This is a genomic window from Dactylosporangium sp. CS-047395 (genome assembly GCF_050942185.1).
Classification (GTDB): domain Bacteria; phylum Actinomycetota; class Actinomycetes; order Mycobacteriales; family Micromonosporaceae; genus Dactylosporangium.
Genome location: NZ_CP192015.1, coordinates 329,086 through 348,404, shown reverse-complemented (window position 1 = coordinate 348,404; position 19,319 = coordinate 329,086). Strand labels below are relative to the sequence as shown.

Here is a 19,319-nt window from a genome sequence, read left to right as displayed (position 1 = left end):
AGGTGCGGGGGTAAAGATCTACAGTCGGCGACGACGGCTGACTTCGGCCAACGTAACGGCGGCGGCCACCGATGCGTTCAGCGACTCGACGTCGGACACCATGGGGATGCCGACGCGCAGGTCACAGGTCTGTCCGACCAGGCGGGACAGGCCGCGGCCCTCCGAACCGACCACGACGACGAGCGGTCCGACGGCCGCTTCGAGGGCATAAAGGTCGGTTTCGCCGTCCGCGTCGAGGCCGACGACGACGTACCCGCGGTCCTGGCACTGCTTCAGCGAACGTGTCAGGTTGGTGACTTGCGAGACCTTGACCCGGGCCGCCGCACCCGCGCTGGTGCGCCAGGCGGTCGCGGTGATCGCGGCCGAGCGCCGCTCGGTCAGGAACACCCCGTCGGCCCCGAATGCGGCCGCCGAGCGGATGATCGCGCCGAGGTTGCGCGGGTCGGTGATCCCGTCGAGGGCCACGAGCAGCGGCGCGGCCGACTCGAGCGAGGCGGCGAGCAGGTCCTCGAACGGCTCGTACGCGTACGGCGGCACCTGCAGGCCCAGGCCCTGGTGCAGCACCCCGCCCGTCATGCGGTCGAGTTCGAGGCGCGTGATCTCGAGGATCGCGACGCCCCGCTCGGCGGCGGTGCGCACCGCCTCCTTGACGCGCTCGTCCATGTCGATGCCGATCGCGACGTACAGCGCGGTCGCCGGCACGTGCGTGCGCAGCGCCTCGACGACGGGGTTGCGCCCGACGAGCAGCTCCGGCCCGTCCTTGGGCGCGACGGACTTACGCCCCGGCGAAACGCGAGGATTCTTCAACTGGGTGGCCCGCGCGCCGAAGGGCCCCTTGCCCGCCGTCCGCTTCGTCCCCGGCTGGCCAACCTTCGGCGCACGCCCCTCAGCCGCCGCGGCCCGGCGCTCGTTCTCCTGCTTGCGGCCGGTCTTCTGGGGCAGCGGCTCGTCGCCGGAGTACCCCTTGTGCCACGGCCGCTCATCCGCCGGCAGCGTCCGGCCGCGCCCGGCGAGGGACTGCCGGTTCTTGCCACCGGAGCCCTTGACGGCGCCCTTTTTCGACACGACGCGCTTCCCGCGACGCTCGGAATTACCTGGCATGGATTCTCAGTGCTCCAACGTCCATCGTGGACCGGCCGCGGTGTCCTCCACCACGACGCCGGCCGTCTTGAGCTGGTCGCGGACCGCGTCCGCGGCGGCCCAGTCCTTGCGTGTGCGGGCGGCGGCGCGCTGCTCCAGAGCGAGTGCGACCAGCGAATCGACCACCTTGGTCAGGTCGCCGCGATCCGACGCGCGCCACTGCGGGTGCAGCGGGTCAACCCCAAGAACATCAAGCATCGCTCGTACCGTACTGAGCGCGCTTTTCAACGCCGGCTTGTCCGCCGCGGTCAACGCCGCGTTCGCATCGCGCACCGCATCGTGCACGACGGCCAGGGCCCGCGAGGTATTCAGATCGTCGTCCATCGCTTCGGCGAACGCACTCGGCACCGTCCCGAGCTCGCCCTCACCCACCTGCTCGGCCGCCCGCAGGACGAAGTTCTCGAGCCGCCGATAGGCAACCGCCGATTCCGCGAGCGACTCCGGCGTGTAGTCGATGACCGAGCGGTAATGCGGGGCGAGCAGGTAGTAGCGCACTTCTACCGGCCGTACACCGGAATCCACGAGCGATTCGAGCGACACGACGTTGCCGACGGATTTGGCCATCTTGGTTCCGCCCAGGTTCAGCAGGGCGTGATGGACCCAGAAGCGCGCGAACCCGAACCCGGCCGCCTTGGACTGTGCGATCTCGTTCTCGTGGTGCGGGAACTGCAGATCGAGTCCACCGCCGTGAATGTCGAACTCGGTGCCGAGATACCGCCAGCACATCGCCGAGCACTCGATGTGCCACCCGGGCCGCCCCGGCCCCCACGGCGAGGGCCAGTTCGCGTCCTCGGGCTCGTCGGCCTTCTTGCCCTTCCAGAGCGCGAAGTCGAGCGGATCGCGCTTGGCCCGCAACGGCCCGTCGGTCGCGGCCTCCATCGCATCGGGCCGCTGCCCGGAAAGCGCGCCATAGTCCGAGTACGACCGCACCTCGAAATACACGTCGCCCGAGCCATCGATCGCCTCGTACGCGTGCCCGTCGGCGATCAGCTGCTTGATCAGCTCATGCATCTCCGGCACGTGCCCGGTGGCCCGCGGCTCATAGGTCGGCGGCAGCACCCCGAGCCGCTGGTACGTCGCGGAAAGCAGCCGCTCGTTCGCGTACGCGATGGACCAGAACGGCTGCCCGGCCTCGACGGCCTTCTGCAGCACCTTGTCGTCGATATCGGTGATATTGCGAATGAATGTCACCTGATAGCCGGACGCCATGAACCATCGACGCAGCACGTCATAGTTCACGCCGGAACGCAAATGCCCGATGTGCGGCCCGGCCTGAACGGTGAGCCCACACAGGTAGATGCCGACCTGCCCGGGCGTCAACGGGACGAAGTCCCGGACCGATCGGCTGGCGGTGTCGTACAAGCGTAGGGTCACACGACCAAGGGTAACGGAGACCGGCCTATAGCCTGTGTCGGTGGCAACCGAGACGGCGCAGACCCTGGACCGCGGCCTGCGCCTGCTCCACCTGGTCGCCGACACCCCGTCCGGCCTGACCATGACCGAGGCGGCCACCGCCCTGGGCGTAGGCCGCGCGGTGGTCTACCGCCTGGTAGCCACCCTCTCGGAACACGGCATGCTCCGCCGCGACCGCGCCGGCCGCCTCCGCCTGGGCGCCGGCCTGCTCCATCTGGCCCGCCGAGCCCAGCCCTTGGTCGCGGACGCCGCCCTCCCGGCACTACGCCGCCTGGCCGAAACGGTCGGCGCCACCGCCCATCTGACCATCGCCGACGGCGGCGAGGCCTACGCCCTGGCCGTGGTGGAGCCAAGCTGGACCCAGTTCCACGTGGCATATCGCACGGGCTCACGTCACCCCCTGGAGCAGGGCGCAGCCGGCAAAGCCATCCTCGCGGGCCGCCGCGGCGACTTCACGGCAGTGACGACCACGGGCGAACTGCAACCGGGCGCCCACGGCGTGGCAGCGGCCATCCCCGGCGTGGAGGGCCTGGAGGCCAGCGTCGGCGTCGTGGCGCTCGCCGAGCTGGATCCTTCGTCGGTACCGACCGAGGTGACCTCAGCCGCCGCATCGATCGCCCGCGCCCTGTCCTGATCGAACCCGAACGGAGCAAGGTGGACGAGGAACTGGTGTACCAAGCGGCCCGACGGGTCCTGGAAGCAGGCCTGGCCGAGGACGGCTCCGCCTTCACGCCCGGGCGTCCGGTCTGGACCGCCGAAGCGGCCGAGGCGCTGTACGCCGCCTTCGTCCAGCAGCCCGACGCGGGCCGGGGCAGCTTCGTGGACAAGCTCGCCGGGCAGCTGGCCGGCGCGCCGCCCGCGGCGATCCAGCTCATGGCCGAGCTGATCTACCTGCACCTGGTGCTGCCGCGGGACATCGGCGGCACCGCCAAGCGCGCGGTGATCGGCGGGGCATTGCGCCTGCTGCCCGAGCCCGTCACGGTGCCCGGCGACCTCGATGTCGTGCTGGACACCGGCCTCGTGCGGGCCGGCACCGCGTACATGACCCAGCGCGACCGGCAGATTGCCTACCTCGTGCGATTCGTCCACCACTGGAAGCGCCTCCCGGCCGTCCGGCGAGACGCGGCCCTGCGTGACCCGTGGGCGTTCCGCGAGATCGCCGACGCGGTACCGATCGGCAGCGCCTTCAGCCAGCGCAACATCCTGCTGAACCTCGCCTTTCCGGAGACGTTCCCGGCGATCGTGTCCCGGCGGGACAAGGCCCGGATCGTGGTCGCCTTCGCCGGCGTGCTGCCGCAGGTCACCGGTGACCAGGAGCGGGACCTGGCCGAGATCCGGCGGGTGCTCGAAGATCGCGACGGTACGGCGGTCCGGTTCTACGCGCCGCCGTACGTCGGGCAGTGGCGTGACACCGACGAGGAGGACGAGCGGCCGGCGCAGGGCTGGCTCGTGCGCGGCGCGAAGGTGCACGGGCACAACCTGATCGGGCAGTGGCTGCAGGAGGGCTTCTGCTCGATCGCGTTCCCCGAGCTGCCGGAGCTGGAGCCGGGGTTGGCGCGGACCGAGCTCGACCAGGAGCTCCAGCACGCGGTGCCGGACATGACTCCGAACCAGCGCGGCGCCCGGGTCGGCGTGCTCGACCGGTTCCTGAACCGGATGCGCGAGGGTGACATCGTCGTCACCGTCGACTGGAACGGGTTCTACGTCGGCACCATTACCGGCCCGGTCACCTGGGTCGACTCCCCCGGACGGGTCTCGAACCGCCGCCGGTCCGTCGAGTGGGCGAACCCGGACCTGCCGATTCCACGCGACGAGCTGTCCGAGACCGCGCGGAACAAACTCGCCGGTCAGCTCACGGTCATCGACCTCGGCACGGCCACGGAGGAGTTCCTCGCGCTCGTGCCGGACGACGGTCGTCCGGCGCCGGCTCCGATACCGGCGCCCGTCGACGTGGAGTTGCGCGAGCCGACACGGGCACTCGCCGACCGGCTCCACATCGACCTGGACTGGCTGGAGGAGACGGTTGATCTGCTGCGCGACAAGAAGCAGATCATCCTGTACGGGCCGCCCGGGACCGGCAAGACCTACCTCGCCTATGAGCTGGCGCGGTTCCTGACCGGCGAGGACGACAACGCGTACCGGTTGGTGCAGTTCCATCCTTCGTACTCGTACGAGGACTTCTTCGAGGGCTTCCGCCCGGTCCGCGGCGACCAGCCCGGTGCGATCGCGTTCTCGCTGGAGCCGGCCCGTTCAAGCAGCTCGTCCTCGAAGCCAGGGCGGAACCGACCCAGCCGTTCGTGCTGATCATCGACGAGATCAACCGGGCCAACCTGGCCAAGGTCTTCGGGGAGCTGTACTTCCTGCTGGAGTACCGCGGCCGCCGCATTCAGCTGCAGTACTCCCCCACCGAGGACTTCGACCTGCCGCAGAACGTGTTCATCATCGGCACGATGAACACGGCCGACCGCTCGATCGCGCTCGTCGACGCGGCCATGCGGCGCCGGTTCCTGTTCCAGGGCTTGTTTCCGGGCGAGCCACCACTGCGGGACATGCTGCGCCGGTGGCTGCGTGCGAATCAGCTGCCGGAGGACCGCGCCGACCTGTTGGACGCGCTCAACCTCGCGATCGGTGACCGGGACGCGGCCGTCGGTCCGTCGTACCTGATGAACAAGCGGGTCGCCGACGAACGCGGGCTGGCCCGGATCTGGCGGACCGCGATCGAGCCGCTGCTCGAGGAGCGGCACCTCGGCGACGGCGTCGACGTCCACGCGCGCTACGGACTGGAGGCCCTGCGGCGCCGGATGAGCGCCGGGAGTGCCGAAGGGCCGGCATGAGGCGGTTCGAGCTCCGGGAGTACGAGACGGCGCTCTTCGACCGGGATGCGGCCGCGCTCGGGCCCGCCCTGGCCGCGACCGGCCTGGTCGACGCCGCTCTCACGCTCGACGGCCGGCTCCGGCTCACGGCCCGGTCGGTCGTCGGCGTGCTGGAGGTGCCGGTCGAGGGCGGCCCGGTGGAGCTGCGGGTGCGCCCGAAGCTACCGATCCGGCGCCTGCTCTGGCTGCTCGGCCACGCGCACGACACCCGCGGCTGGCGCAACGACCCGGCCGACCTCGCCGCCGAGGAGGAATTCGTGCCGGCGCTGGCCGTCGCTTTCGCCGCGGCCGCCTCGCGCGCTTTGGCCCCGGGCGTGCTGCAGGGGTACCGCGTCGCCGAGGAGACGCTGCCGCTGCTGCGAGGCCGGCTCCGCGAGGCCGACCAGCTGCGCCGCGGACTCGGGCGCGCGCTGCCGCTCGAGGTCCGGTACGACGACTACTCGATCGACATCCCCGAGAATCAGATCCTTCGCGCCGCGATCGAGCGCCTGCACCGGACGCCTGAAGTGCCTACCGCCACCCGCCGCGGGCTACACCGTCTCGGCCAGGCGCTGGCCGAGGTCACCCGGCTGGCCGCCGGTGCACAGTTGCCGGCGACGACCACGACCCGGCTCACCGCGCGGTACGGTCCGGCGCTGCGCCTGGCCCGTCTCATCCTCGCCGGCCACGGTCTCGAACACGGCTCGGGCGGGGTCAGGGCCAGCGGATTCGCGTTCGATCTCAACGCCGCCTTCCAGGACTGGCTCACCGCGGTACTGCGGCACGCGCTCACGGCCGCGCACGGCGGCGAGGTCATCGCCGAGCGTCCGATGCACCTGGACGCCGGCGGTCGCATCGGCATGTACCCGGACATCTCGTGGTGGCGCGATCGTCAGTGCCTGGCGGTGGCCGACGCGAAGTACAAGAAGACCAGCGGCGCCTCGCCGCCGAACGCCGACGTCTACCAGATGCTCGCCTACTGCACCGCCCTCGGCCTGCGCGCGGGTCACCTCGTCTACGCCACCGACCACGAGCCATGGCGCGCATACGAGATCGCCGGCGGCGTCCGGGTCATGGCGCACGGGCTGAACCTGGGCGCCCCGCTGCCCGAACTGGGGCGGCAGATCGAGGCCCTCGCCGCCGAACTCGCATCAGATCAGGCGGCGTCGCGCCAATCCAGTCCGTCGAGATAGTCCCGGAGCTGGCCGAGTTGCGGTCAACCTGCGGCTGGGGCTGCGCGTCGGGGATGCGTGGATCTTCACCTCGGGAGCTTGATCTCCGCGTTCCTGCCCTGGCTCGGACTCGCCGTCCCCGTCCTGTTCGCGGTCGCGGTGTGGCGGCGCTCCGTGAACGCGGTGCTCGCGTGTGGACTGTCCGCAACGCTGTGGATGGGGACGTTCGGCGATCAGTTCCTGCCGCCCGACAGGCAGCCGGCTGACCTCGTTGTGGTGCAGCACAACTTCAGCGATGAGAATCGTGATCCGGGCGGGACCGTGGCCAGGCTCATGGAAGTACAACCGGGGCTGGTTGGTCTTGAAGAGATCACCGAGGGCGTCTCGGTGCCGTTGCCGCATCGGGTGGTGTTCGGGACGGTTGGGCTGTGGTCGCGGTGGCCGATCGAGCGGGCCGAGCCCGTGGACATCAAGCCGCGCGGGCTCGAGGCGGATTGGCGGCGCGGGCTGCGGGCCGAGGTCAACGGGGTGATCGTCTACGTGGTGCATCTGCCGTCCGTGCGGATGCGGTTGAGCGGGTTCGACACGCGGTGGCGGGATGACAGTGCGGCGCAACTTGGTGCTTGGCTCAGACAAGAGCGGAAGCCCGTGGTGCTCATCGGCGATCTGAACGGTGCGGCCGATGACCCCGGGCTCCAGCCGATCACCCGAACGATGACGACCGCTCGCAGTACACCGGCGTTCAGTTTTCCGGCGCGCATGCCCATTGCGCGGATCGATCACGTCATGGCCAACGGCGGGAAGGTGACCGCGGTCTGGGCCCTCGGAAGGACCGGCAGCGATCACCTTCCCGTTGCCGCGCGGGTCAGAGTCGGCCGAGGACCTGGTTCAGGCGCTCCCGGGTCTGGTCGCTGAGCATTTCCATCTCGGGGCGCAGGGCGTATTCGCGCACCTCGGCGTGGGCCTCGGGGGCGGGGCACATGAAGACCGCCAGCACGCGCAATGATCGCAGGTCGCGCTCCAGCCAGTTGTACGGTCCGTTCTGCAACGCCTTCCACACGTGCCCGACCACGACGTCGGCGATGTCCGCGTCGACGCGCGGGCGGTTCGGGGCGCGGGACGAGTCGACCAGGACGTGCCGCATCCAGTCCCGGACGTCGGACTCCAGTTCGAGGCCGCGGACCAGGCCGATGAGCACGTCGCACCAGCCGTGGTCGGCGAACTCGCGGCCGATCGCGATCGGGTCCGGCAGGTCCTCGGAGATCCGCTCCCACGGCTCCCGGGCCAGCCCCTCGGCCAGGGCCTCGACCTGCTCGGCGACGGTCGGGCGGGCCACCGACGGCTCGATTGCGTTGTGCAGCCGGGTGCGCCGGCCCTCGACCGACAGCCAGCCGCTGATGTCTATTCGCGCCAGATCACCTACGATCTCGCGGTTACGCTGGTTGCGGCGAAGGCCGTAAGCCGGCACCCGCTCCAGCACGCGGTCCCGCCGGTTCCACCGCTGGGTTCGCTCGGCGTTCGGCCCGATGGCCAGATCGAGCCATGCTCGCCAGCCATGCAAGGATCCGCCGCAGCCGCCGCAGTGGCAGGCATGTCTGCGTCCGTTCGAACAGCTGTCATTGTGACGACCGGTAGCCACGCTGCATCACCGACCTAAGCTCAAGAACACCCAGCGTCACACGCGTGTTACCCACGGCCATAGACATGAACAGATGCATGAGCGCATGAATCCGTGCCGATTTTGTGTTCGTACGTGTGTTCGAAAAGCGGTAGGGTTTCGGGAGTCGGTACGGACCGTCGCGGGAGGTTTTCGCCAGTGCTGTTCAACCCGGTCGCGAACGTGAGTGGCCCCTCTGACCTGCGCATCATCGCCGGCGACGGCCCCGTTGGGCAGGCGTTCTGCGATCCGACGACCTTTGGCGGCCCCTCGTTCGATGCCGGTGTTCGAGAGCTGCTGCGACTTGTCTGGCCCTCGACCCCGGCCCAGGCCCGGCTGATGTGGGGCGCCCGGCTCGCGGCCCGGGCGCGGCAGCACCCGGTGGACGAGCTGCTGCCGGAGGCGGTCGCCGACGTGCTCGGCGTGCCTTCCGCGGTGCTGCGCTCCGTCGCGGCGCAAGGCCGTGAGCTGGTCGAAGTCGGGCCGGAGGCGCCGTTGCGGCTGCTCGGGACGACGATCGCCGAGGTGGTGCGGGACCGGGACGGGGCGCGGCCGGACACGGTCCTCGACGAGCTGCTGTTCTGGCGGGGGCTGGCGCCGGAGCGGGTGTCGCTGACGGAGGTCGCCGAGCTGGTCACGGCGTTGACCGCGGCCCTGTGGGACGCGGGCTCGCTGCTGCTGCCGGGGCTGCTGGACGCGGCGCTGTTCGATCCGAGCGCCGATCGTTCGCGGCTGGTGGACCGGGTGCTCGCGAACGGCCCGGAGGTGATCGGCTGGCTGCGCACGACGACCCAGGCCGTGCTGTTGGAGGGCGAGCTCATCCCGGCCGGCGAGCGCTGCCTCTTGCTGGTCGACGCATCCGAGCCGGCCGACAGGCGCACGCGGGAGCCGCTGCGGACGATGCGGTGGCTGTCGCCGGATGCGCCTTCGGGGGCGGGGGCGACCTTTGCCCGGCTGTTCGGGCACGCGCTGCCGATGCTGCCGACCGATGCGATTCCGCTGCTGGAGGAGTTACCGGCCCGCCACCAGCCACGACGGCTGCAGCTGGTGCTGCACGCGATGACCCGTGACGCCGAGCCCACGACCCGCCCCCGAGTGAGGAGGCCGCGCCGGGGTTAGGGACGCCGGGACATGGCTCTGTGCAGGGCTCCCGGCGGTTGGGTCCAGGCGAGCATGCTCTCCAGGTCGAAGCCGTCGGCGCTGCGTACCGAGTCGTCCAGGCCGTTGCGCAGGGCCGCGTCCACCGACCACACGTCGCCGTGCGCCGCTCGCAGGACGAACTCGTCACGCACGCGGCGCATGGGCCGGGGCAGCGGCACGCGCGGGTCGGACCAGCCGTCCAGGGCGGCCAGGCAGCCGACGGGCGCGCCGCCCAGGGCGATCAAGGCCCGCTCCCGCGCGATCTCCTCCGGCGTGTGCGGGATGGTGATCCGGCCGTCCTCCATGCGCACCGTGTGCACGGCGCCGCCGCAGTGCACGACGACCGCCGACGGCAGTGGCTCGAGCGGCCGCGGGTGCGGGCCGGAGCGGCCCGGGAACAGCGTCGCGAACATCACCGGGTGCAGATCATCCGGGCTCAGATCACCCCGCAACAACGCCGTCAGCGCTTCGGGGCGGCGGGCAAGGGCCAGCGGCATCGACGGTACCCGCCAAAGCTCGACCCCGAACTCCTCGCGCTCGGCGTCCGGGTTCGGCGTGTTCCACAGGAGGCGGACCCGGCGACTGCCGGCCTCGAAGACCAGCCGGCGGGCGCGCAGTTCGATGCGGACCAGGCCGGTGTCGTTGGCTACCCGCTCGACCGCCTCGGGCAGGAACGCGAAGGCCGGCCGGAGCCAGGCCAGCGACTGCTCCACGGCCTGCCGGCGCCACTCGGGATCCGGGAAGTCGCCGGCCCGGCCCCACCGCTTGTCGAACAACAGCACCTCAAGGTCGAACCCGGCGGCCGCCCAGGCCTCGGCGTGCCGGCCGGACTCGTCCAGCAGGAGGGGCTTCGAGGTGAGGAAGTCGGGGCCGCCGCAGCGGGTGAGGAGCTGGGCGGTACACCTGGCGTCCCAATGATCGCGGAGCAGCAGGAACGTGTTGCCGGCGTGGCCTCGGTCGCCGCCGTCGAGCACGAGCTGCTGGTCGCCGCCCGGGCCCGGGGTGCGCGCGACCAGGACCTGCTGGTCGTGGAGCGGAGCCAGCGCGTAGGACCGGTGCGGCTTGAACAGGCCGGTCTGAGGGTCGCGCGGAATGTGCCAGCGCAGCAGGTCGGGGATGAGGTGCTCGAGCTCCGGCACGTCCGCCACATACGGCGAGACGGTGACGTAGGCCGCCGCGCACGCCCGTCGCCAGTCGCCCTCGAGCCGATGCCGGGTGGCACGTTCGATCATCTGCGGGGGCATGGCGGAAGGGTGGAGGGGGCGCACGCGCAGACCGTACGGCATCTGCGACACCCCCTCGACGCCGCAGATGCCGCGCGAAGCCTGCCTCTCGGAAATCGCCCAAACAATGGCGAATACCCCGTCAGGCGAAAAGTCCGTTACGCGAGGCGCAGAACGCCTGGCGTAACGGATTCGGGGGCCGCACACAACATCGGGCGCAGCCCCGCAATCAAAAGTTTCGCCTGCTCATCCCGAAATATCCCCGTTCGCCCAGAGCAACCCGACCGCCTTGACTGAGTAAGGCGAGCGTTCTGGGCGCATTCCGGCACGAGCATGCGCTCCCGTGAAAAAGGGTCGCCGCCGCTGCTCTTTCGGCGCTCTCATCTGACTACCATCAGATTCATCAGCGTGCAGCTTCGAGGGGAGGCGGCGGCCGCACAGAGGGTGATGATGCGCGATTCGACCCGATTCTCGATCCTCGGTCCGGTGCAGATCCGCACGCCGGCCGCGGAGATCACGGTCGCTGCACCCCGCGAGCGCGTGCTCCTGGCGTTGCTGCTGCTGCGTGAGGGTCAGCTCGTACCGGTGCAGCAGGTCATCACTGCGCTCTGGGACACCAGCCCGCCGTTGACCGCGCGGGCCCAGGTGCACAGTTGCGTGTCCCGGCTGCGGCAGTTGCTGCGCAAGGCCGGCCTGCCCGAGGACCTGGTGGTGACGGAGCCGTCGGGGTACCGGATCAAGGTCGGCCCGGAGGATCTCGACGCCGCGCTGTTCGCGTCCCTGGTCGAACGCGGGCGGGCCGCCGCCGCGGAGGGTGATCTCGCCGGCGGCCGCGACGACCTGCGCGCGGCGCTCGCCCTGTGGCGCGGACGGCCGCTCACCGACGTCGACTCCGACGTGGTGCAGGCCGCGGCCGCGCACCTGGAGGAGCAGTGGACCGCGGCCATGGCGTTCTGCTTCGACCTAGAGCTGCAGCTCGACCTGGCCGAGGAGATCCTGGCCGAGGTGGCCGACCTGGTCGAGCGCTTCCCGCACCACGAGCAGTTCCGCGGCCACCTCATGACCGCCCTGGCCCGCACCGGCCGGCGCGCGGACGCGCTCGCGGTGTTCCGCCGGGGCCGCGCCCTGCTCGCCGAGGAGCTGGGCATCGAGCCGGGCGCCGAGCTGGCCGACCTGCACCGGCGCATCCTCAACGGCGACGCCGCGCTCCTCCTGCCGCAGACGCCGCGCTCGCTCGGGCGCCGGGCGGCGCGCTGCCTGCCGCGCGATGTGGCCGACTTCGCGGGCCGCGCCGAACTGATTCAGCACCTGGTCGAGGCGTTGCGCGCGGACCGGCCGGAAGTGATCGCGATCGACGGGATGGCCGGCACCGGCAAGACGTCGCTGGCGGTGCGGGTCGCGCATGCGGCGAGCGAGCGGTACCCGGACGGCCAGCTGTACCTCGACCTGCGCGGCCACAGCGACCGCGCCCCGCTCGACCCGGCCGAGGCGCTCGGGGCCCTGCTGCGCCAGCTCGGGGTGCCGAGCGAGCGGGTGCCGGACGGCCTCGACGACCGGGCGGTGCTCTGGCGGACCGAACTGGCCGACCGCCAGGTGCTCGTGCTGCTCGACAACGCGCTCGACACCGCACAGGTTCTGCCCATGCTGCCCGGCACCGCGCACACCGGCGTCGTGATCACCAGCCGGCGGCGCCTGGCCGGCCTCGACGGCGCGCAGACGGTCTCGCTCGACGTGATGCCGATCGAGGACGCCGTCGAGCTGCTGCGGCGCACCGTCGGCGAGCGCGCCTACGCCGACCCGATGAGCACCGTCGAGGTCGCCGAGTTGTGTGGTCGACTTCCCTTGGCGGTACGGCTGGCGGGTGCCCGCCTGCAACACCGGCCCGGCTGGAGCGTGTCCGATCTCGCCCTGCGGCTGCGCACGGCGGACCGGCGGCTGCCCGAGCTCGCCGTCGACGGACGGACCGTGGCAGCGGCGTTCACGTTGTCGTACCAGCAACTGGCGGTACCGTCGCAGCAGCTTTTCATGGTTCTCGGACTGCACCCGTCGGGCGACTTCGAGCCCGCGGCGGCCGCGGCCCTGGCCGGACTGCCCGAGGCCACGGCCGAGGCGATGCTCGAGGATCTCGTCGACGTGCACCTGGTCGAGGCCCCGGCGGCCGGGCGCTACCGGCTGCACGACCTGCTGCGCGACTTCGCGGCCCAGCTCGCGCAGGACGACACCGCGGCGGTCGGAAGGCTTCTGGATCATTATTTGTACAGCGTGGTCAGCGCGACCCGGTTCATGGAGCTCTCGGACGCAAAGTCCCTGCTCAGGCTGGAAACCCCGCCGCCGACGGCGCTCGATTTCGCGGACCCACCGGCGGCCCGCCGCTGGCTGGAGCGCGAACTGCCGAACGTGCTCAGCGTGGCCCGCCTGGCCGCCGAGTCCGGTCACCATCGGCACACGTGCATGCTCACCCGCGCCGTTTCGCCGTTCCTGTTCGGCTTCGGCTTCGGCTCGCACCAGCTCGACCTCTACGAACGCGCCATCGAGGCGGCGGTCGCCCTGCCCGACGCCGAGCTGGAGGCGGAATCCCGCAACTACCTGGCCGCCGTGTACTTCCGGATGGGCCGCCTGACCGATGCGCTCACCACGCTGCAGGCCGTCATCCGGATCGCCGAGCGCGAGGATCTGCCCCGCCTGGTGGGCACGGCGCTCACGAATCTGGCGATGCTGCACAGCCGGCTCGGGCAGTACCCGGAGGCGATCGCGTCGGCCGAGGCCGCCGCGCTGGTCCGGTTGCCCGAGATGCCGCCCAGCCTGGAGTTCAAGCTGCACAGCACGGTCGCGCTGGTGCACACCCAGGCCGGCAACTACGCACAGGCGCTCACCGCGAACCGCCGCGCGCTGGCCGTCGCGCGCCGGATCGGCGGCATCCGCCCGTTCTCGATCAGCCTAGGCGAGTTGGGGCTGGTCCATCTACACCTAGGTCACCTAACCGTGGCCACCGCGTTGTTGCAGCGTGCGCTCGTGCTGAAGCGGGACTCGGTCAACCAGTACGGCGCGGCGGAGACCCTGAGCAAGCTCGGCACCGCGTACCGGCTGGCGGGCCGCCTGGCCGACGCTGAAACGTGCCAACGCGCCGCGCGCGACCAGATGGAGCGCGTGGCGGACGTATCCGGTCAGTGTTTGGCCGCGAACGACCTGGCCCTCACCCTGCGCGCGCTCGACCGCTCGCAGGAGGCCGACTGGTTGAACAAGGAGGCGTTCGCGAAGGCCTCCCGGATCGGCGACCGCTACGAGCAGGCGCGGGCGCTGTTCGGGCTCGGCCGGCCGGACGAGGCTGTTGCGCTGTTCACATCACTCGGCGCAACCGACCTGTCGGCGCTTTCGCGCTGAATGATGGATCCATGGAGTACCGCATCGAGCACGACACCATGGGCGAGGTCCGCGTTCCGGCGTCCGCGCTGTGGCGGGCCCAGACCCAGCGCGCAGTCGAAAACTTCCCGATCTCGGGCGTGGTGCTGGAAGGCGCCCTGATCCGCGCCCTGGCCTCGGTCAAGGCGGCGGCGGCCGCGGTGAACGGCTCGCTCGGCGTTCTCGATGCCGACATTTCGGACGCGATCGCGGACGCGGCCCGCTTGGTCGCGGACGGCGAGCACGCGGACCAGTTCCCGATCGACGTCTTCCAGACCGGCTCGGGCACCTCGTCGAACATGAACGTGAACGAGGTGGTGGCCACGCTCGCCTCGCGCGCCCTGGACAAGCCGGTGCATCCGAACGACCACGTGAACGCTTCGCAGTCGTCGAACGATGTGTTTCCTACGGCCATGCACATCGCGGTTGCGGGCGAGCTCGCGCATTCGCTCAGCCCCGCCCTGACGTCGCTGGCCGCCGCTCTGACTGCCAAGTCCTCGGAGTTCGCCACGTTCGTGAAGGCGGGCCGCACGCACCTCATGGATGCGACGCCGGTGACGCTGGGGCAGGAGTTCTCGGGGTACGCGGCGCAGATCTCCTACGGTGTCGATCGGATCGCTGCCGTTCTGCCCCGCGTTTCCGAGCTGCCGTTGGGCGGGACCGCGGTGGGGACGGGGATCAACACGCCGGCGGGGTTCGCGCCGCGGGTGATCGCGCTGCTGGCGGAGACCACGTCGCTGCCGCTCACCGAGGCGCGGAACCACTTCGAGGCCCAGGGTGCTCGCGACTCCCTGGTCGAGGCGTCGGGCGTGATCCGGACGATCGCTGTCGGGCTGTACAAGATCGCCAATGACATCCGGTGGATGGGCTCGGGTCCCCGGGCAGGCCTGCGGGAGCTGGCGATTCCGGACCTGCAGCCCGGCTCGTCGATCATGCCGGGAAAGGTCAACCCGGTCATCCCGGAGGCGATTCGCCAGGTCGTCGCCCAGGTCATCGGCAACGACGCGGCCGTGGCGTTCGCGGGCTCGCAGGGCGACTTCGAGCTGAACGTCATGCTGCCGGTGATCGCCCGCAACCTGCTCGAGTCGATCCGGCTGCTGACGAACGTTGCCCGCCTCTTCGAGGAGCGCTGCATCCGCGATCTTGCCGCCAACCGCGAGGTGCTGGAGGGGTACGCGGCCGGCTCGCCATCGATCGTCACGCCGCTGAACCGGTACCTCGGCTACGAGGAGGCGGCGTCGATCGCGAAGCAGGCGCTGAAGGAGAACCGCACGATCCGCGAGGTGGTGCTGTCGCGCGGCCACGTCGAACAGGGCACGCTGACCGAGCAGCAGCTGGACGAGGCCCTCGACCTGCTGAGCATGACCAAACCGCGATCTTAGGCGGCGGCGCGGGCCAAGCGGTCGCGCACCGCGATCCAGTCCTCGTCCGGCGGCGGTTCCTCGACCAGGATCGTGGCCACGCCGGCGTCGTCCAGGCGGTGCAGGGCCGCATACAGGTCGGCGGCGTATCCGGCCGGGTCGTCGGGCAGCAGTTCCAGGTGATCGACCGGCTGCTCGGGCACGTGGTAGCCGAGCACCCCGACCGGCCCCGCAGCCGAGGCGACGTCCCCCGCCGTGACCGACGGCAGCATCACCACCTTCGCGCGCGGCGCGTAGTGGCGACGTGACAAGCCGGGAGCCGGCGCGGCCACACCCGGTTCAAGATCGAACGGCGGCAGGTCGATCCCGCCGATCACGTCCCGGAGCGCCCGCAGCGGAAGCGCCCCCGGCCGCAGGAGTCGTGGCCGCGGCCGGGACAGGTCGACGATGGTCGACTCGATGCCCAGCGTGCAACTGCCGCCGTCGAGGATCAGCGGTACGTCCGGCAGGCTGCGCAGCACGTGCTCGGCGGTCGTCGGCGAGATGCTCTCCGACCGGTTGGCGCTCGGCGCCGCGAGCGGCAGGCCGGCCGCCCTGATCAGGTCCAGCGCCACGGAGTGCGCGGGGATGCGGATGGCGATCAGGCCGGTGCTGGCGGCCGCGGCGGCGGGCACGTCCGGCGCGCGGGTCAGCACGATGGTCAGCGGGCCCGGCCAGTACCGTTCGGCCAGGATCTGAGCCGTTGCCGGCCACTCGGCGACCAGGGCGCGGGCCTCCTCCACCGACGCGACGTGGGCAATCAGCGGGTTCCAAGCCGGGCGACCCTTGAGGCGGTAGATCTCGGACACCGCGTCGGTCGCGAGGGCGTTGGCGCCGAGGCCGTAGACGGTCTCGGTGGGGAACGCCACCACCGAGTTCCGGAGCAAAAGCTCCGCGGCCTGGCGAATGCCTTCGCGGTCGGCCGGGATAATTCGCCTCACAAGTGAGACAGCCTAAACGAACGCAACCGAGTGCCTGGATCGCGGGACGAGGCCGGGTTGGTGCTCGTAGTCGTGCCGCCGTCAGGCGTTCAGGCCGTAACGTCCCTGCTGCACGTCGCTGATGAACGCGGTCCAATCGGCCGCGGCGAAGGTCAGTACGGGCCCGTCTGGGTCCTTGGAATCACGGACCTGAACGGCACCCGGAGTCGCGACCTCGACGCACTGACCGTTGCCACTCGAGCGCCGAGCCTTCCGCCAAGCCAGCTCCGGCGAGTGCGACGCAGGGTTCTCGATCATCGGGTGCTGCCTCTCATTCGAGCTCGTCCACAAGTCGGTTGAGCAACTGGATGGAGTCGGCCGGGCTGACAGCCACCGATTGCAAATGCGCAAACGTCAGCATATGGCGCCGGACGGCTGGCGGCGAGTCCGTGAACAGGTCGCCTGACATCGAATCGGTGTAGACGATGTCCGGATCCGCAGAGTCGGCGAAGCTCAGGACCGAGAACGATCCCGGCATCCCGGGATGCGCGCCCGCATTGAACGGGATCACCTGAACCGACACATGAGGCAACGCCGCCCGTTCCGCGAGGGTCCGGAGCTGATCCGCCATCACCGCGGAGCCTCCGACGGTCCGCCGGAACGCGGCTTCGTCCACGACGGCCCACAGACGCAGCGGTTCCTGCTGCTCGAGCAACCTCTGCCGCTGCAGCCGCACCCGAACACGGTTCGCCACCTCCTCCGGCGTCGCCGTCGGGAGCACTCCCGCGATCACGGCAGTGGCGTAAGCCTCTGTCTGCAGTAGTCCCGGGACGAACAGCGACTCGAAGTTGCGGACCTCGCGGGCCTCCTGCTCGAAGGCTATGTAGGTCATGTACTGCTCGGTGAGCTCGGACTGGTACGACTGGAGCCACTCGGGATCGCCGCTCTTACGCGACAGTGCGTGAAGGTCCTCACGGGCCTTCGCGTCGGTAACGTTGTACAAGTCAAGTAGCGAGTTGAGCGTCCGGCGCTGCGGGCGGACCTTGGCCGTCTCCAGTCGGTACAGCGTCGTGCCGGTGATTCCGGTCCGCTCCTCGACCGCCTCCCGACTCAGACTGGCTGCCGACCGAAGACTGCGCAGCTCAGCCGCCAAACGCCGAAGGCGCAGCGTCGGCAGTGGCTTTCGCGCCATGTCATCCATCCCCTCGCTCCGTTCCCGTGAGTCTGCCCTGCGGCGGCCATGAGGACGTCCGCCAGTGCACCATTTGATGACCTGGAGTATGTAAGGGTTGCATTCGCCTACTTACAGTGGCAACCTCCACCTATAGACGCCGCCCTCTCCTTGGAGGCAGCCCGGCCGAGATGCCACGGTGCGGCGTTTTTCATGAGTGCTTTCAGACGTTAGGGGCGGAGGCTCCATGTCACATGCCCGAGTTGGCTTCAGCGCCGTCCTCGACGCCGCCAAACGAATAATCGACGAGCATCAGACACTGCCCGCTTGCTTCGGTCGCTGCACCAAGTGCGGGCGGTCATGGCCGTGCGAGCCAAGGCAACGCGCGGCGAACAGCTTCACGCGGGCCGGGCGCCTCCCGCAGCGCAGGTCAACGGCGCGGACCACGGACAACGAGCTGACGTGGTCGCCGGTCGACTGGTTCGGCACTGGGCACGTTTCGACGGCCGGCCAGGGCGAGCTGATATCGCCCGCCCTGGCCTGGAGAGATCACGCAGTAAGGGGACTGGCATGAAGGTGCTGGAAGAGGATCAAGCGCTGCAGTTGGAGGTGGCGCTGGTGTTGCTGCCGCTGATCGGACGGTGCTCGGAGATCCGCGATGGCCTTGAGGTCAGCCGTGCCAATCGCCTCCAGGACGCCGAGGATCGCCGGCTCCTAGTCCGCGAGGTGACGCGCCGCTGGCTGGAGCAGGAGAGGACGCCCGGTGAGGGGCGCACCGCGAATATCACCGCGTTCGTCAACGACTACGTCGAGGAGGTCGAGAGCGAGCAACCGAACACCGACGACTATCGGTGGCTCGGCTACGACACGGCCATGGAGCAGCTGTGGCGACGGCACGTCGCAGCCATCCGGCGATCGGGAGACCTGTCTCATCGTCGCCTCTCCCCGTCCTAGTCCTCCCCTCTTGGAGAGGATGTCGGGAAATGTTGCTCGGGTGTTTGACCCGCTCAGCGCAGGCCTGACCCCGGCCCGACCCCGGCCCGCCGCAGCCAGGTCCGGGCCGGGGCCTCGGCCGGGGTACGAACCAGGGCGTCCGGTCAGTGACCGCGTGGGAACGGACGCTGATCGAGCCGGTCCAGCGCGTCGTCATCGGACCGGTCGCTCAACACGTCCAGATCGATCAGGCGCCGGGGTTCGCCAGTCGTACCGATGGGTCGCCAGACAGCTTCCGCCGGGCTTGGTCGGGCCGATGCCGTTGCCGCCGGTTGGGTTGACGGTTCCTGTTGGAGCAGATGGTGGAGGCGCTGTTCGCGCTCGGCGTCGGGCATGACGAAAAGCACCGGCCAGGTTGGGCCGCCCTGTAGGGCGAGCTCGTGATATCGGCGCAGTTTGGCCGCGAGCAGCCGCAGCGATTCGGTACCTCGGTCGTACTCGAGGAAGAAGGCGAGCCGCCGGTCGTTCTCGTCGTAGACGCCGTGGCCGTCGGAGCGGACGCGGTACATCGTGCGGGTTCCGAACCGGAGCGGCTCGGCGCACTGGTGCTCCGACCACCAACGCACGAGCCGGGCATTCGTGTGTTGGCGGGTGTGGCCGAGAAGGTCCGTGAAGAACTGGTTGACGCCCAACAGATGCGCCAACAACGGGCTCAGCGCGACCCGCCGGCGTTGGGCGACCAGATCCGCGTGACGGGGCGCGACCTCGCCGCGTTCGGCCGCCACGATCTCGGCGCCGAGCTGATCGATGACGTGGCACCAGTCCGGATGTGTGCGGTGTCAACGGCGGATTAGAACTGACCCCCCTCGGGCGGTTTGGGATTGACCCCCCGTCAGGTC

At 70.3% G+C, this 19,319-nt stretch carries 17 protein-coding genes; 9 read left to right on the top strand and 8 right to left on the bottom strand.

What is annotated here, in order from left to right:
* Positions 1-18: 18 nt before the first annotated feature.
* Both rlmB and cysS read right to left on the bottom strand, forming a co-directional pair.
* Positions 19-1,101: a 23S rRNA (guanosine(2251)-2'-O)-methyltransferase RlmB gene (gene rlmB / locus ACQP00_RS01650; protein WP_433213252.1), complete on the bottom strand. Its 1,083-nt coding sequence runs from the start codon at positions 1,099-1,101 to the stop codon at positions 19-21.
* Positions 1,102-1,107: 6 nt separating this feature from the next.
* The gene (cysS, locus tag ACQP00_RS01645) at positions 1,108-2,514 is read right to left on the bottom strand and encodes a cysteine--tRNA ligase (RefSeq protein ID WP_433223632.1); all 1,407 of its coding nucleotides are present in this window, start codon (positions 2,512-2,514) and stop codon (positions 1,108-1,110) included.
* A gap of 40 nt (positions 2,515-2,554) precedes the next feature.
* Between cysS and ACQP00_RS01640 the strand changes: the two genes are divergently transcribed.
* From ACQP00_RS01640 to ACQP00_RS01620, 5 genes are all read left to right on the top strand, one after another.
* The gene (locus ACQP00_RS01640; protein ID WP_433213249.1) at positions 2,555-3,187 is read left to right on the top strand and encodes an IclR family transcriptional regulator; all 633 of its coding nucleotides are present in this window, start codon (positions 2,555-2,557) and stop codon (positions 3,185-3,187) included.
* 20 nt (positions 3,188-3,207) lie between these two features.
* Entirely contained in the window at positions 3,208-4,857 is a 1,650-nt protein-coding gene (locus tag ACQP00_RS01635) for an AAA family ATPase (protein ID WP_433213246.1), read from the top strand.
* The gene (locus ACQP00_RS01630) at positions 4,851-5,387 is read left to right on the top strand and encodes an AAA family ATPase (RefSeq protein WP_433213243.1); all 537 of its coding nucleotides are present in this window, start codon (positions 4,851-4,853) and stop codon (positions 5,385-5,387) included. Before ACQP00_RS01635 ends, ACQP00_RS01630 begins: the two co-directional genes overlap by 7 nt.
* Complete coding sequence (locus tag ACQP00_RS01625) at positions 5,384-6,598, top strand: McrC family protein (protein WP_433213240.1); 1,215 nt, start codon at positions 5,384-5,386, stop codon at positions 6,596-6,598. Before ACQP00_RS01630 ends, ACQP00_RS01625 begins: the two co-directional genes overlap by 4 nt.
* A 78-nt stretch (positions 6,599-6,676) precedes the next feature.
* Positions 6,677-7,492: an endonuclease/exonuclease/phosphatase family protein gene (locus ACQP00_RS01620; RefSeq protein WP_433213237.1), complete on the top strand. Its 816-nt coding sequence runs from the start codon at positions 6,677-6,679 to the stop codon at positions 7,490-7,492.
* Here the strand turns inward: ACQP00_RS01620 and ACQP00_RS01615 are convergent.
* Complete coding sequence (locus tag ACQP00_RS01615) at positions 7,443-8,138, bottom strand: hypothetical protein (protein WP_433213234.1); 696 nt, start codon at positions 8,136-8,138, stop codon at positions 7,443-7,445. The genes ACQP00_RS01620 and ACQP00_RS01615 overlap by 50 nt on opposite strands.
* A 279-nt stretch (positions 8,139-8,417) precedes the next feature.
* Between ACQP00_RS01615 and ACQP00_RS01610 the strand changes: the two genes are divergently transcribed.
* Positions 8,418-9,353 carry a hypothetical protein gene (locus ACQP00_RS01610; RefSeq protein ID WP_433213232.1) on the top strand — a complete coding sequence of 312 codons (936 nt, stop codon included), beginning with the start codon at positions 8,418-8,420 and terminating at the stop codon, positions 9,351-9,353.
* On the opposite strand, the gene ACQP00_RS01605 is transcribed toward ACQP00_RS01610, so the two are convergent.
* Positions 9,350-10,618 carry a hypothetical protein gene (locus tag ACQP00_RS01605; protein ID WP_433213229.1) on the bottom strand — a complete coding sequence of 423 codons (1,269 nt, stop codon included), beginning with the start codon at positions 10,616-10,618 and terminating at the stop codon, positions 9,350-9,352. The two genes, ACQP00_RS01610 and ACQP00_RS01605, sit on opposite strands and share 4 nt — an antisense overlap.
* 465 nt (positions 10,619-11,083) lie before the next feature.
* Here ACQP00_RS01605 and ACQP00_RS01600 point away from each other — a divergent pair, with 465 nt between their 5' ends.
* Positions 11,084-13,978, top strand: a complete 2,895-nt coding sequence (locus tag ACQP00_RS01600; RefSeq protein WP_433213226.1) for a BTAD domain-containing putative transcriptional regulator — start codon at positions 11,084-11,086, stop codon at positions 13,976-13,978.
* A gap of 11 nt (positions 13,979-13,989) precedes the next feature.
* Positions 13,990-15,378, top strand: coding sequence for a class II fumarate hydratase (locus ACQP00_RS01595; protein WP_433213223.1), 1,389 nt, complete (start codon positions 13,990-13,992; stop codon positions 15,376-15,378).
* Here ACQP00_RS01595 and ACQP00_RS01590 read toward each other — a convergent pair.
* From ACQP00_RS01590 to ACQP00_RS01580, 3 genes are all read right to left on the bottom strand, one after another.
* Complete coding sequence (locus tag ACQP00_RS01590; protein WP_433213220.1) at positions 15,375-16,265, bottom strand: L-threonylcarbamoyladenylate synthase; 891 nt, start codon at positions 16,263-16,265, stop codon at positions 15,375-15,377. The two genes, ACQP00_RS01595 and ACQP00_RS01590, sit on opposite strands and share 4 nt — an antisense overlap.
* A gap of 153 nt (positions 16,266-16,418) precedes the next feature.
* Positions 16,419-16,634, bottom strand: a complete 216-nt coding sequence (locus ACQP00_RS01585) for a DUF397 domain-containing protein (protein WP_433213218.1) — start codon at positions 16,632-16,634, stop codon at positions 16,419-16,421.
* Between the two features lie 13 nt (positions 16,635-16,647).
* A complete protein-coding gene (locus tag ACQP00_RS01580; RefSeq protein ID WP_433213215.1) occupies positions 16,648-17,517 on the bottom strand; it encodes a helix-turn-helix domain-containing protein in 870 nt (289 codons plus the stop codon).
* A 540-nt stretch (positions 17,518-18,057) separates the two neighbouring features.
* Here ACQP00_RS01580 and ACQP00_RS01575 point away from each other — a divergent pair.
* On the top strand, positions 18,058-18,441 hold the full coding sequence (locus ACQP00_RS01575) for a hypothetical protein (protein ID WP_433213213.1): 384 nt from the start codon (positions 18,058-18,060) through the stop codon (positions 18,439-18,441).
* 143 nt (positions 18,442-18,584) lie between these two features.
* On the opposite strand, the gene ACQP00_RS01570 is transcribed toward ACQP00_RS01575, so the two are convergent.
* The gene (locus tag ACQP00_RS01570; protein ID WP_433213211.1) at positions 18,585-19,205 is read right to left on the bottom strand and encodes a replication-relaxation family protein; all 621 of its coding nucleotides are present in this window, start codon (positions 19,203-19,205) and stop codon (positions 18,585-18,587) included.
* Between the last annotated feature and the right edge of the window lie 114 nt (positions 19,206-19,319).